13 protein-coding genes, 2 riboswitches and 1 other annotated feature (1 of these 16 only partly in view) are annotated in these 12,517 nt (G+C 36.2%); of the genes, 2 read left to right on the top strand and 11 right to left on the bottom strand.

Annotated features, from left to right (window positions below; all coding sequences use genetic code 11):
* Window positions 1–191: a binding site (T-box leader), on the bottom strand (it extends 56 nt beyond the left edge of the window).
* Between the two features lie 61 nt (window positions 192–252).
* From I6L50_RS13470 to I6L50_RS13420, 11 genes are all read right to left on the bottom strand, one after another.
* Entirely contained in the window at window positions 253–870 is a 618-nt protein-coding gene (locus I6L50_RS13470; protein ID WP_002166092.1) for an NAD(P)-binding protein, read from the bottom strand.
* Complete coding sequence (locus tag I6L50_RS13465) at window positions 845–1,597, bottom strand: sirohydrochlorin chelatase (RefSeq protein WP_002030685.1); 753 nt, start codon at window positions 1,595–1,597, stop codon at window positions 845–847. The genes I6L50_RS13470 and I6L50_RS13465 overlap by 26 nt, the downstream gene beginning before the upstream one ends.
* Before the next feature lies 1 nt (window position 1,598).
* A complete protein-coding gene (cobA, locus tag I6L50_RS13460; protein WP_219301803.1) occupies window positions 1,599–2,375 on the bottom strand; it encodes a uroporphyrinogen-III C-methyltransferase in 777 nt (258 codons plus the stop codon).
* Between the two features lie 84 nt (window positions 2,376–2,459).
* A complete protein-coding gene (locus I6L50_RS13455) occupies window positions 2,460–2,660 on the bottom strand; it encodes a DUF3906 family protein (protein ID WP_000366913.1) in 201 nt (66 codons plus the stop codon).
* Window positions 2,661–2,670: 10 nt separating this feature from the next.
* Window positions 2,671–4,293 (bottom strand): nitrite/sulfite reductase, encoded by a 1,623-nt coding sequence (locus I6L50_RS13450; RefSeq protein WP_219301802.1) that lies wholly within the window; start codon window positions 4,291–4,293, stop codon window positions 2,671–2,673.
* 11 nt (window positions 4,294–4,304) lie between these two features.
* Window positions 4,305–4,898, bottom strand: coding sequence for an adenylyl-sulfate kinase (gene cysC, locus I6L50_RS13445; RefSeq protein ID WP_002011691.1), 594 nt, complete (start codon window positions 4,896–4,898; stop codon window positions 4,305–4,307).
* A gap of 12 nt (window positions 4,899–4,910) precedes the next feature.
* Window positions 4,911–6,047 carry a sulfate adenylyltransferase gene (sat, locus tag I6L50_RS13440; protein WP_113937016.1) on the bottom strand — a complete coding sequence of 379 codons (1,137 nt, stop codon included), beginning with the start codon at window positions 6,045–6,047 and terminating at the stop codon, window positions 4,911–4,913.
* Between the two features lie 39 nt (window positions 6,048–6,086).
* Complete coding sequence (locus I6L50_RS13435) at window positions 6,087–6,791, bottom strand: phosphoadenylyl-sulfate reductase (RefSeq protein WP_219301801.1); 705 nt, start codon at window positions 6,789–6,791, stop codon at window positions 6,087–6,089.
* An 87-nt stretch (window positions 6,792–6,878) separates the two neighbouring features.
* On the bottom strand, window positions 6,879–7,022 hold the full coding sequence (locus tag I6L50_RS13430) for a YezD family protein (protein ID WP_000116159.1): 144 nt from the start codon (window positions 7,020–7,022) through the stop codon (window positions 6,879–6,881).
* 73 nt (window positions 7,023–7,095) lie between these two features.
* Window positions 7,096–7,204, bottom strand: a riboswitch (SAM riboswitch).
* A gap of 117 nt (window positions 7,205–7,321) precedes the next feature.
* Entirely contained in the window at window positions 7,322–8,638 is a 1,317-nt protein-coding gene (lysA, locus tag I6L50_RS13425; protein ID WP_219301800.1) for a diaminopimelate decarboxylase, read from the bottom strand.
* Window positions 8,639–8,818: 180 nt separating this feature from the next.
* A riboswitch (Lysine riboswitch) is annotated at window positions 8,819–9,000 on the bottom strand.
* An 89-nt stretch (window positions 9,001–9,089) separates the two neighbouring features.
* Complete coding sequence (locus I6L50_RS13420; RefSeq protein WP_016092994.1) at window positions 9,090–9,485, bottom strand: DUF3888 domain-containing protein; 396 nt, start codon at window positions 9,483–9,485, stop codon at window positions 9,090–9,092.
* Between the two features lie 253 nt (window positions 9,486–9,738).
* Here I6L50_RS13420 and I6L50_RS13415 point away from each other — a divergent pair, with 253 nt between their 5' ends.
* Window positions 9,739–11,625: an LTA synthase family protein gene (locus tag I6L50_RS13415; protein WP_219301799.1), complete on the top strand. Its 1,887-nt coding sequence runs from the start codon at window positions 9,739–9,741 to the stop codon at window positions 11,623–11,625.
* Window positions 11,626–11,790: 165 nt separating this feature from the next.
* On the top strand, window positions 11,791–12,492 hold the full coding sequence (pssA, locus tag I6L50_RS13410) for a CDP-diacylglycerol--serine O-phosphatidyltransferase (protein WP_002011698.1): 702 nt from the start codon (window positions 11,791–11,793) through the stop codon (window positions 12,490–12,492).
* Window positions 12,493–12,517 lie beyond the last annotated feature (25 nt).

Genomic DNA, 12,517 nt, shown 5'->3' with positions numbered 1-12,517 from the left:
ATCCCACTTGTTCAGGTACAGGAAAATTCCGATACCCTATCCTTTTAACGGCGGAACCCGGGTTGCCTACTGCAATGTTCAGCATACCTCTCGCAAGCCCATTCTGTATATTTTATCGTACCGGGCTCACACCTTACCCCAGCTCTCTGAACGCATCAAATATACGTACTCTTCTTGCTCATCGATTTCATCTTTTGAAGTTACTTGTGATTATAAATTATATTTTTATATTTGTAAAGCACAATTCACTCACTATCCTATATAAATTCCCCTCTCTAATTCTTGTAAAAAAAGCTCTCTTTTTTGTTCACTTTGAACATATATCGACTTTAATACTTCTTGTAACAATATATTTTTTTGCCTTTTCTCTACTTGTAATTCTTTCACTTTTAGTCTAACTTCATATAAAAAATCAAGATACGATTCATACTTCTCATCATATTTATTTGCGATATCATCACGAATTTTTTTTGCAAGTTTCGGACTTGCCCCTCCAGTAGAAACAGCTACATTAAGCAATCCACGATGAATTGCCGCCGGAAAATGAACATTTCCACTTTCCGGATTCGTAATAACATTTACCAATTGATTCACTGCGGCATCTTCAGCAATTTGTTCATTTAGTACCGAATCACTAGTCGCTGCAACTACTAAAAAAGCATCTTTAATATCACTTTTCTCATACTCTCTTTGATACCAACGAATTTGCTTTTCTTCTACAAGTTTCACTAAATTTGCATCTAATTCTGTACTTACTACAACAATATCCGCACCTTGTTTTAGTAAAGGAATAATTTTAAACCCCGCTACTTTCCCTCCACCAATGACAACAACACGTTTCTTATCAACTCGCACTGTAAGTGGATACATATTGATCTCCCTTCAATATTTCCTCTGTTTTCTGAATTAACATCTCTCGAAACGCTACATTCTTTCCTAAATAGGGACTTATTTTTATCTCTTCCGACTCATATTGACGCACTTCTTTCTCAACATGTTTCATGAGTAAGCCTGTAAATAATAAGTAAGGTAACACAACAATGTTCCGTTCTTTTTGTTCTACAATTTCTTTCAACCTCTCATCAAACTTCGGCTCCGCGGCTGCTAAATAACAAACTTCCACCTCTTTAATGTTCTCTTCTTTTTGAAATAAAGAAGAAATCCACTTTATGTCTTGTAAAGTTTCCGGATCACTACTCCCTCTTGCAACGAGCAAAAGTGTTACTTCTTCTTTATAGTCTTTAATACCACTTCCGTTATATACCGCTTTTACAAGCACTTCTGATACACCAAATGGATTACCATACACTATTTTGATATCCGGATATTCCTCGTTTAACTTTCGTAATTCAAACGGAATATCTTTCTTTACATGTCCTGCCGCTAATAAAAAAACAGGAATAGCGACAATCTCTGTAGCACCACGCTTCACACATGTACGAAATCCTTCTTCAATAGAAGGATTCGCTAGCTCTAAAAAACAAATTTCTTGAATATTTGCCTCTACACGGTTCATACATGACGTAATAAATGCAACCGCTTCTTCTTTTGCTGCTTTCAAACGGCTTCCATGACATATATATATAACAGCCTTCATTTTACAATACTCCGCTTACTTGATATGCATTTTCCGTTTGTTTCTCAAACCAATGTATCTTTTCTCTAAAACGGACAACTTCTCCAATAACAATCATACTTGGATTTTGAATTCGTTCTTTTTTGGCAACATCTACAATTGTTCCTAACGTCGCTGTAACAGTACGTTGCATAGATGTCGTTCCCCACTCAATGATAGCGGCAGGTGTACTTTGATCTTTTCCATGTTTTATTAGTTGTTCACATATGTAAGGTAAATTACTAACCCCCATATAGACCGCTAATGTATCTATACCTTTCGCTAAACTTTCCCACTTCACTTCCTCTTCAGCCCCTTCTTTCCGGTGCCCTGTCACAACAGCAAAACTTGCACTTGCATCGCGATGCGTTACTGGAATTCCAGCATAAGCAGGAGCAGCTATACCAGCTGAAATACCAGGAATAATTTCAAATGGGATACTTTGCTTCGCTAACGCTTCAGCTTCTTCTCCACCTCTTCCAAATACAAATGGATCTCCGCCCTTAAGTCTCGTTACAACTTTTCCTTTTTTCGCATATTTAATAAGAAATGTGTTAATTGTCTCTTGCTTCATCGTGTGATAATTTGGGAGTTTCCCGCAATAAATTAAATCCGCTTCAGGCTTTGCATGAGAAAGCAATTCTTTATTTACGAGACGGTCGTACAATATAACATCAGCCTTCTCGATGCATCTCAACCCTTTAACAGTAATTAAATCCGGATCACCAGGACCCGCCCCGACGATATAAACCTTCCCCATAATCTCTCCTCATTTCTACTATAAAATGAAACTTCCACTCTTCATCACGAATGGAAGTTACTATTATTTCGTATTACATGTTCTCTACTCATGAATAACAAATGCCGCCCCTTTTCGAATCTTCTTTTTTTCAAACAAAGAAATCTCTTTCACTTCTGGTAACGGTAAAAAATGTTTTTCAAGCTCAATTTCCGCAAGCTTAAATGCCTGTTCTTCACTCTGAGCAACGACAACAATTGGAACAATACTATTTACTAATACAGCTTCAAATCGATATAAGTCCATATTGCCCCTCCTAAGATGCTATTACTTCTTCTAATACACGATTTAGTACAATTTGTAATTCTTCCACTCCAACACGTCCTACGAAATCATAAAACGTTTCGGCTAGTAATTTATTCTTTTGGAAATAACTTAAAAAGGACACGAGAACATCCGGCAAATCTTCTCCATTTATTTTCCCTTTTAACTTTTCGTTATATGCTCCTCCGTCTAATAGTGTTCCGCCCACATATATTTCAAACGCCTCAACGATTCCCTTTTCCTTCGTTTTCAGTTTTATCCCTTGCAAACCAATATCAGCAATTTGACGTTGACCACATGAGTTCGGGCATCCTACCATATGAATTCGAACTGGAACATCGAGTGCAATTTGTGTATCTAAGTACTCTGCGATTTTGCGTAATCTTTCTTTCGTTTCTACTAGCGCAAGATTACAATACTCAATGCCAGTACATGAAACCGCATGACCGATAAACGATTTCGGATTTGCTGAAATTGCTTCAAACAACGGTTCACTTAATAATCCTGCAACATTTTCTGGCGGAACATTCGGAATAATGAAGTTTTGTGAGTTACAAGTTCGAATTTGCCCGTTTCCATATTTCTTTGCAATTCTTGCAATCTCAAACATTTCCTCTGCGTGTAAACGCCCTACTGGTACATTAAAGCCGACATACTTTAATCCTGCTTGTTTTTGATCTTGAACGCCATAAAAGTATCCTGCATTCCATCCTTTGAGAGCACTTTCCCCTTTACTTTGCAATGGGCCTGTGTATTCTACTAGTTTCTCTTTAAATTTCTCAGCGCCCCAGTCAGCGACAAGAAATTTCAAACGTGCTAAGTGGCGTTTTTCACGATATCCAAAATCACGGAATATAGTAGCAATTGCAATCGACACTGCCTTCACTTCTTCTGGTAAAACGAATACATCTAATTCTTCCGCTAAGTATGGACGAGCTGATAATCCTCCGCCTATTTTTATATGAAACCCAACCTTTTCCTCACTATTTATTTCTTTCGTAGCAGGTGTAAACGCCACACAGTTAATCTCTGCATTTGCTGAATTATAAATGTTAGAACTAATAGACATTTTGAATTTACGTGGTAGATTAGAAAACTCTTCATTATGTTGGAAGTAATCGTATATTTCTTTAACAATCGATGTTGTATCAAATAGTTCATTCGCATCAATTCCAGCAAGTGGATTTCCTGTAATATTACGCGTAATATCACCGCATGCCCCTGCTGAAGATAAACCAACTCTAGCTAACCTCTTAAAAATATCCGGAATTTGCCCAATTTCTAACCAATGAAACTGAATCGCCTGTCTTGTCGTAATATCTAACACATCACGCCCATAATCTTCAGCAATGGAAGCCAGCACCTCTGCCTGCGCATTTGTAATAATTCCAGAAGGAATGTTGACACGCATCATAAAATAGCCCGCTTCTTTCGGTCTTTGCAAATACAATCCCGCCCATTTAAAAGCGTCCCACTCTTCTTTCGGAATAGATTCAAATCCATTCTCCGCATAGTAAGGAATATCATTAAAGATTTCTAATCCGTCTTTCTCTAATTTCTTTTTCTCTGTTTGATTTAATTTTTCATTATTAGCCCACACTTTTTCATAACTCATCTTTTATCCCCCTATATGAAACTACGCTCTTGTAAGTACTTCACAATTTGCTCTGCACATTCTTCAATAGAATACTTGTGCGTTTCTACAATTAATTCTGCTTGTTTTGGTTCCTCATACGGTGAATCGATACCTGTAAACTCTTTAATATCACCTTTTCTCGCCTTTTTATAAAGTCCTTTCGGATCACGTTTCTCACACTCTTCAATTGGACATTTTACAAACACTTCTATAAACTCATCTGCAGCTAATAGTTCCCTAACTTGTTTTCGGTCTACTCGAAATGGTGAAATAAACGCTGTAAGGACAACAGTTCCTTGATCTACAAATAACTTCGCCACTTCACCAATACGTCTTATATTTTCCATGCGATCACTTTCAGAAAAACCTAAATCTTTATTTAAACCTTGGCGAATATTATCCCCATCTAGCACATAATTTCCGATATTCTTTTCAAACAGTTTGCGAGCAACCGCATTCGCTACTGTAGATTTACCCGAAGCTGATAAACCAGTAAACCAAACTACAAAACTGTGATGCCCATTCTTCACTCTTCTCTCATCTTTTGAAACAGAAGCTGTATGCCAAGTAATATTCGTATCCATCTCATTCTCTCCCTATTCTGTTACTACTTCTTTTTTCAAACCTTTAATTAGCACTTCCACTACTTCTTTACGACTAAATGTACTTGGCGGAATCTCACCATTCCTTAACATTTCTCGTACTTTCGTACCCGATAAGATGACACGGTCTTCTTTTCCATGCGGACATGTTTTCGTTGAAGCCATTGCTTCACATTTCGTGCAGTAAAAACTATGTTCAAAAAATAACGGCGTAATCCCTAACTCTTCTACTGTAAAATTCGTAAAGATTTCCTGCGCTTCATATGTTCCGTAATAGTCTCCTACCCCAGCATGATCACGCCCTACAATAAAGTGGGTACAACCAAAGTTCTTTCTTACTAGTGCATGAAATATCGCTTCCCTTGGTCCTGCGTAACGCATTGCTGCAGGAAATACACCTAAAAAGACACGATCTTTCGGATAATAGTTTTGAAGTAATACTTCATAGCTTTCCATCCTTACATCAGCAGGAATATCATCTGACTTCGTTTCCCCAACGAGCGGATTTAAAAAGAGACCATCTACAATTTCAAGGGCAGATTTTTGAATATACTCATGGGCACGATGTACTGGGTTTCTCGTTTGAAATCCAACTACTGTTTTCCAAGCGCGTTTTTTAAATTCTTCTCTCGTTTCAATTGGATCTAAATGATAAGAAGGAAACGGATTATTTCCAAAGCGTTTTGTAAGAATAATAGCTCCTCCAACGTAAACATTTGGTCGTTCATATAATTTTTTCACCCCTGGATGTGCTTCATCCGTCGTTTTATATACAAGTAACGCTTCTTTTTCTTTATCTGGTACAAAAATATCTTCTATTTGAATAACACCATATACATTTCCGGCGTTGACAAGTTTTACTTCCTCTCCAACCTGCAGTTTCTCCGCTACTTCTTCTGTTACCGGTAGTGTAATCGGTATACTCCATACGCTACCATTTGCTAAACGAAGCGTTTCTACTACTGAATCATAATCTCTCTCCCCTAAAAATCCTGTAAGAGGGCTATATCCTCCTGTCGCCAAAAGTTCTAAATCACTAAGTGCAATTTTGTCTATCTCGATTTCCTTTACAATGTTCGATATTTCATATGTTTCATCAATGCGGTTTACTAATTCATTTGTTGTACTCATCTTCTTATATCCCTTCTTAGCTTTATTTCAAAATCTATCTCATTGAAAGTGAAGGCCACATTCCGTCTTCATTTTCCCAGCCCATCTTCCATCTCTTGAGTTGCCACCATCACCTACAGGTAATGTACATTTCTCACACCCAATACTCGGATAGCCAACATCATGCAATGGGTTATACGGCAAACTATGTTTATATACATATCGCCAAACTTCTTTCCAAGTCCAATGAATGAGCGGACAAACTTTAATAGATTGAAAACGACGATCTTGATTTATAAACTGTGTATGCTTACGCGTTTCTGATTGTTCCCTTCTTAAGCCTGATATCCACGCTTTTTCCGCTGCTAATGATTTTTCTAACGGTAAAATTTTTCTAATACTACAGCAAAGATTCGGATTACTTTCCCATAACTTCTCTCCATGAAGCTTCGCTTGTTCATCGAGTGTAAGTTCTGGCTGTTTTTCTATAATATTTAATGAAGGAAATCTCTCGCGTACCTTCTTAATTAATTCGTACGTTTCTTGAAAATGAACATTTGTATCCAAAAATACAACTTTAGCAGATGGATTTACTTGGTTTATAAGATGCAATAAAGCCATTCCCTCCACCCCAAAGCTACATGCATATACAATTTCATCTTTATATTCGTTATAAGCCCAACTTAATACTGATAGCGCGCCTTTCGTTTCATCTTCTTCAGAAAATGAAACACTATTTTCTTTCCACGTTTCGTACGTCAACATGTTTTTTCCCCCTGTAAAAGCAAAAAGACGGCTTTAACCTATTAAAAATAGATTAAAACCGCCTCTAGTTTTTCTAGTCAGCGCTTTTTACTTTAAACGAACCTTTTCACTTTTTTCTAATTGAATCACTTTTCCATCTTGCACAACAATTGTAATGGAACCATATTTCATATCAGCAAGCATCGCTTGAATTTTCTCAGATACTTCATCAAAATGCTCCCGTACGCTCACGCAAACAGCCCCCCCTTTTTATTCATAAAAAAAATCTTTCCCATTTCGAAAAGACTGTTCGGTAATATATTTTACCTTATCTTTCAAAATGGATTCCATTTTGCTGGATTTAGCACCTTGCTTTCTATAAGCAGGTTGCCGAGCTTCGTAGGGCCAGTTCCCTCAGCTTCTCTTGATAAGCTTTGTATTTGTATTTTATCACAATTCTGATTTTTTTCAATCCTAGTTTTCCGATATATTTAATTATTTTTCTTTTTTTAAAAGGAGTTGCCTTTACTAGACAACTCCTTCTTTCTCATTCACACCAGCTCTTTAATACGTATGCGATCGTTCCCAATGATATTTTCATATGTTTCACGTTCTACGACAATTTGTGACGTCCCGCCTTTTGCAAAGACGACAGCTGGTCTACGAATACGATTATAATTATTCGCCATCGAGTACCCATATGCCCCCGTACAAGAAATTGCTAGTAAATCAGAAGAAGCAACTTGCGGTAAGTTAATATCCCAAATCAGCATATCTCCACTTTCACAGCATTTCCCAGCAATCGAAACGAGTTCCTCATTCTCATCATTCCCTCGATTCGCCAACATCGCCTCATAACGGGCTCCGTATAGAGCTGGTCTTAAATTATCTGTCATTCCACCATCGACTGAAACATATTTCCGAATGCCAGGAATCTCTTTCACCGCTCCGACTGTATAAAGGGTTGTTCCCGCATCACCTACGATACTACGACCTGGTTCAATCCATACTTCTGGAAGCGGATATTCACATAATGTAAATTGTTCTCTTATCGTACTTGTTACAGCGTGCACATACGTTTCAAGTGTTAACGGTGTATCTGAATCCGTATAACGTATACCGAAACCTCCGCCCACATTTAATACTTTCATCACATAATGTGTTCGCTCTCTCACTTCTTCTAAAAATTGGCGGAGTACTTCAATTGCTCGAACAAATCCAGCCGTTTCAAATATTTGTGATCCGATGTGCGAGTGAATTCCTAGCACATTATAATTTGATTTTTGCAAGGCAAGCTCAATTGCTTGCATCGCTTGACCATTTGAAACACCAAATCCAAATTTCGAATCCTCTTGACCTGTTGTTATATATTCGTGTGTATGTGCCTCTACTCCAGGCGTTACACGGATTAATATGTTCACAAATTTCCCATGTTGCATTGCTAAATCGTGCAAGATTTCTAATTCTAAGAAATTATCTACTACAAAACAACCGATATTCGCCTGAAGAGCCATAATCATTTCTTCTTCTGTTTTATTATTTCCGTGAAAATGAATACGCGATGCCGGAAAACCAGCTTGGAGCGCAGTATATAATTCTCCTCCAGAAACAACATCTAAAGACATATTCTCTTCACGAGCTACTCGGCACATCTCCATGCACAAGAACGCCTTGCTTGCATATGCTACTTGATAAGAGAAACCACTTTCTTTAAAAGCACGATGAAACGCGCGGCACTTTCCTCGAATAGACTCTTCATCGTATACATAAAGTGGTGTTCCGTATTGTTTTGCTAGCTGCGTCGTATCGCACCCACCAATTTCTAAGTGCCCTTGCCCATTGATTCGGCTTGTGCCGTGTAAATACATTTAAATTCCTCCCTTATTTCCTCTAAAACTCATAACCCCAATCTTCTATTCATTGCAGCACGCTTTTAGATAGACAAAAAACGCGCGGAACAATGTTCACACGCGTTTCTTATTAGGAAAAATATATATTGAAAAAATAAACGAGTTGTTATCTTCTCAAAATAAGAAACCGCATCAACATCTCCAAATAGCTCTTCATAAAATAAATCTTATGACAGTACTACATTTATTCAATGCAGTCCCAATATATGAATAAGATGGTTATTCTTATATTTCGGCAATAGTCCCTTTCAACCTATGATCACAGATTCCACTAAATCTCCCATAGCTTACTCTTTCCTATCGCGGCCTCTACCTTTGAGAGTAGATGAGGTAAGTCTATTTAATTTTCAAACATCTAATTGTTGCTATTAACAATACCAAAGGACCATTTTATTTGTCAAACAATTTTTTATATTGTTTTTTTACAGTTTAATTTTGTATCATTTGGTAAGCGCTTTACTGAAACCTTTGTCACTTCCCATTCGCCCTCTTCGTTATTAAATGTAATCGTTACCTTCTCAAATGGTGGAACAATTTTCCCACCAACCTGTTCATACTTCGTTACTTCAATACTCGCTTGAAATAAATATGTACCACTATACACTTTTTTTAAACTAATAATTTTAGGACATTGATAAGGCTTCAAGCTCCCATATTGTTTTTCAATTGCCTTATTTATTTTTGGAAATAAAACAGAATAAAGGGCATCTTCCATAAGGGGTGCATCATATTGTGCTACCGACACACTCGGTGAAGCAAAAAGTATAACACTACTGCATACTATAAAATATAATAATTTTCGCATTATAACCTCCGTTTTATTACTCGATTCTTTTTGCGCACGATAATTATCATACATAGAAACTCCGTTTTATTGTCTCCCACTGCCCTTTTTCTACTCAATTATTATAAAAAAGCCCACAACTCTCTTTTATTTTCGTATAATGATACTCATAGTATAATAAACATAATAACAAAGGACTGTTCGTATATATAAAATGAGGCGCTAATCAAACCGGCTCACAAGAACCGTCATGCTTTTAGGAGAGGAGTATATTATGCTACAAAATCTGTTTCCAAAACTGCGATTTGCACTAGTTGCAGTCGTTTTATTATGGATAAAAACATATATTGTGTACAAGCTAGCATTTGATATTAGAATTGATAACTTCTTTGAAGAGTTTATGCTTTTTATTAATCCACTAGCTTCGTTACTTTTATTTTTTGGTTTCGCTTTACTTGCATCTAAGTACCGAAACCGAATTATTATTGTAATTAGTTTTATACTGTCATTTATTTTATTTGGAAATGCAATGTTTTACGGGTTCTATAACGATTTTGTTACTTTCCCTGTTTTATTCCAAACAAATAATATGGCTGACTTAGGGACGAGTATAAAAGAACTCTTTACGTATAAAACATTACTTTTATTTGCAGACGCAATTATTTTAATGTTTATTTCGCGTAAATTCCCATCATTTGGTGATAAAACACCCCTTTCTCGCTCTGAGAAGCGAACTTTCTTTAGCGGTGTAACAGTATTATTAGCACTACAAATTGTTGTTTCAGTTATATATAAACCACAAATGTTCTCACGCTCATTTGATCGTCAAACTGTCGTGAAAAATTTAGGGTTATACACATATCATCTATTTGATATTACACTTCAATCTAAGTCTTCAGCTGAGCGTGTATTTGCAAGTGGAGACGGGTTCTCTGAAATTAAAAACTATACAGACTCAAAAGATAAACAAGTTGATAAAAACTTATTTGGAGCTGCAAAGGGTAAAAATGTAATTTTAATTTCAATGGAATCTACACAAAGTTTTGTTATTAATAAAAAAATAAATGGAAAAGAGATTACTCCATTTTTAAATGAGTTTATAAAAGATAGTTTTTATTTCGATAACTTCTATCATCAAACGGGACAAGGTAAAACTTCTGATGCTGAATTTATCGTTGAAAATTCCCTTTATCCGTTAGACCGTGGTTCTGTATTCTTTACTCATGCAACAAATGAATACACTGCCACACCAGAACAATTAAAGAAATACGGATATTCTTCTGCTGTCTTCCATTCAAACGATAAAACGTTTTGGAATCGTGACGTAATGTATCCAGCGCTTGGATATGATCGTTACTTTAATTTAAATGATTACGCAGGCACTGAACAAATGTCTGTCGGCTGGGGATTAAAAGATAAAGAGTTCTTTGAACAATCTATTCCAAAATTAAAATCTTTACCACAACCGTTCTATACGAAATTTATTACTTTAACAAATCATTTTCCATTTCTTCTAAATCCAGAAGATCAATATGTTGATGAATTTAATTCCGAAAGTGGTGTTTTAAATCGCTACTTCCCAACCGTTCGTTACACGGATGAAGCTCTTAAATTATTTATTAAACAATTGAAAGACGAAGGACTATATGATAATTCCGTTATTGTCATTTATGGTGATCATTACGGCATTTCTGAAAACCATAATGCAGCTATGGCTCAGTTCCTTGGGAAAGACGCTATTACACCGTTTGATTCTATGCAATTACAACGCGTCCCTCTCATTATTCATGTGCCTGGCCAAGAAGGAAAAGTCAGCTCTAAAGTATCTGGTCAAATTGATATTAAGCCAACGTTACTTCATTTACTTGGTATTAAAACGAATCAATCAGTTGAATTTGGAACTGACTTATTTATAAAAGAAAAAGATCCTCTTATGGTAATGCGCGATGGTAGTTTTGTAACAGAGGATTATGTGTACACAAAAAATATGTGCTACAAAAAAAGCTCCGGTGAAGAGGCAGATGTAGCGCTATGTCAGCCGTATATTGAAAAAGCAAAAACAGATTTAAAACTCTCTGACAAACTGATTTATGGAGATTTATTACGGTTCGATCCTAACAATCGATATAAAACTGGAACGATGACAACGAAATTTGAATAATGTAAGAAGCAACTTTGTGAAAAGTTGCTTCTTTTTTACTTACACTTCAAATCTTTCACAAATTGGGAATTTTTTTCGTTTGAGAAAGAAATTTATGGTATGATAAAATAAGTAAACTTTCATACACTAATTAAGAATTTATAACAGAAAGCAAGGGATCAGATTTTGTATAGAGCAGCTATTCCAAACTTATTTACGCTCGGGAATTTATATAGCGGATTTTTGTCAATCGGCTATGCATCTTTAGGATATTATAAATCAGCTGCTATTTTAGTACTGATCGGGATGATGTTAGATAGTCTTGATGGTCGTGTCGCTCGTTTATTACGCGTTGATTCACAAATGGGAAAAGAGCTTGATTCACTCGCGGATGTTGTAACATTTGGCGCAGCACCTGCTGTTTTAATGTATTACACATCTTTTTCCAACTACGGAATCATTGGACTATACATAGCGGGATTATTCCCTCTGTTCGGAGCATATCGCTTAGCACGATTTAATGTAACACCATCTTCTACTTCTATGAAATATTTCACTGGAGTTCCGATTACTGCAGCAGGAGGGCTTGTTGCTTTCTTAACATTATTTTCACATACCATTCCAAAAATCGTTCTCATTACCGTATTTGTAACGTTCGCATTTTTAATGGTGAGCCGTGTTCGTATCCCAAGTTTAAAAGATGTACCAATTCCACGATATAGCATAATTATTACACTATTTTTAGTTGGAATTATTATCACAATGTACCAAACAAGTTTTGGCAACATTTCTGTTTTCTTATTCATTGCCATTCCACTATACATTTTGTATATGTTATCTCAATTTATTAGACAAAGACCTTCTAAAAAAGCGAATAAAGAAAAATAAAAAAACCTTCCGTATTTCGGAAGGT

The organism is Bacillus sp. FDAARGOS_1420 (assembly GCF_019344915.1).
GTDB classification, from domain to species: Bacteria; Bacillota; Bacilli; order Bacillales; family Bacillaceae_G; genus Bacillus_A; species Bacillus_A mycoides.
Note: the sequence above shows the minus strand (reverse complement) of the source record. Positions and strands in the feature narration are given on the sequence as shown.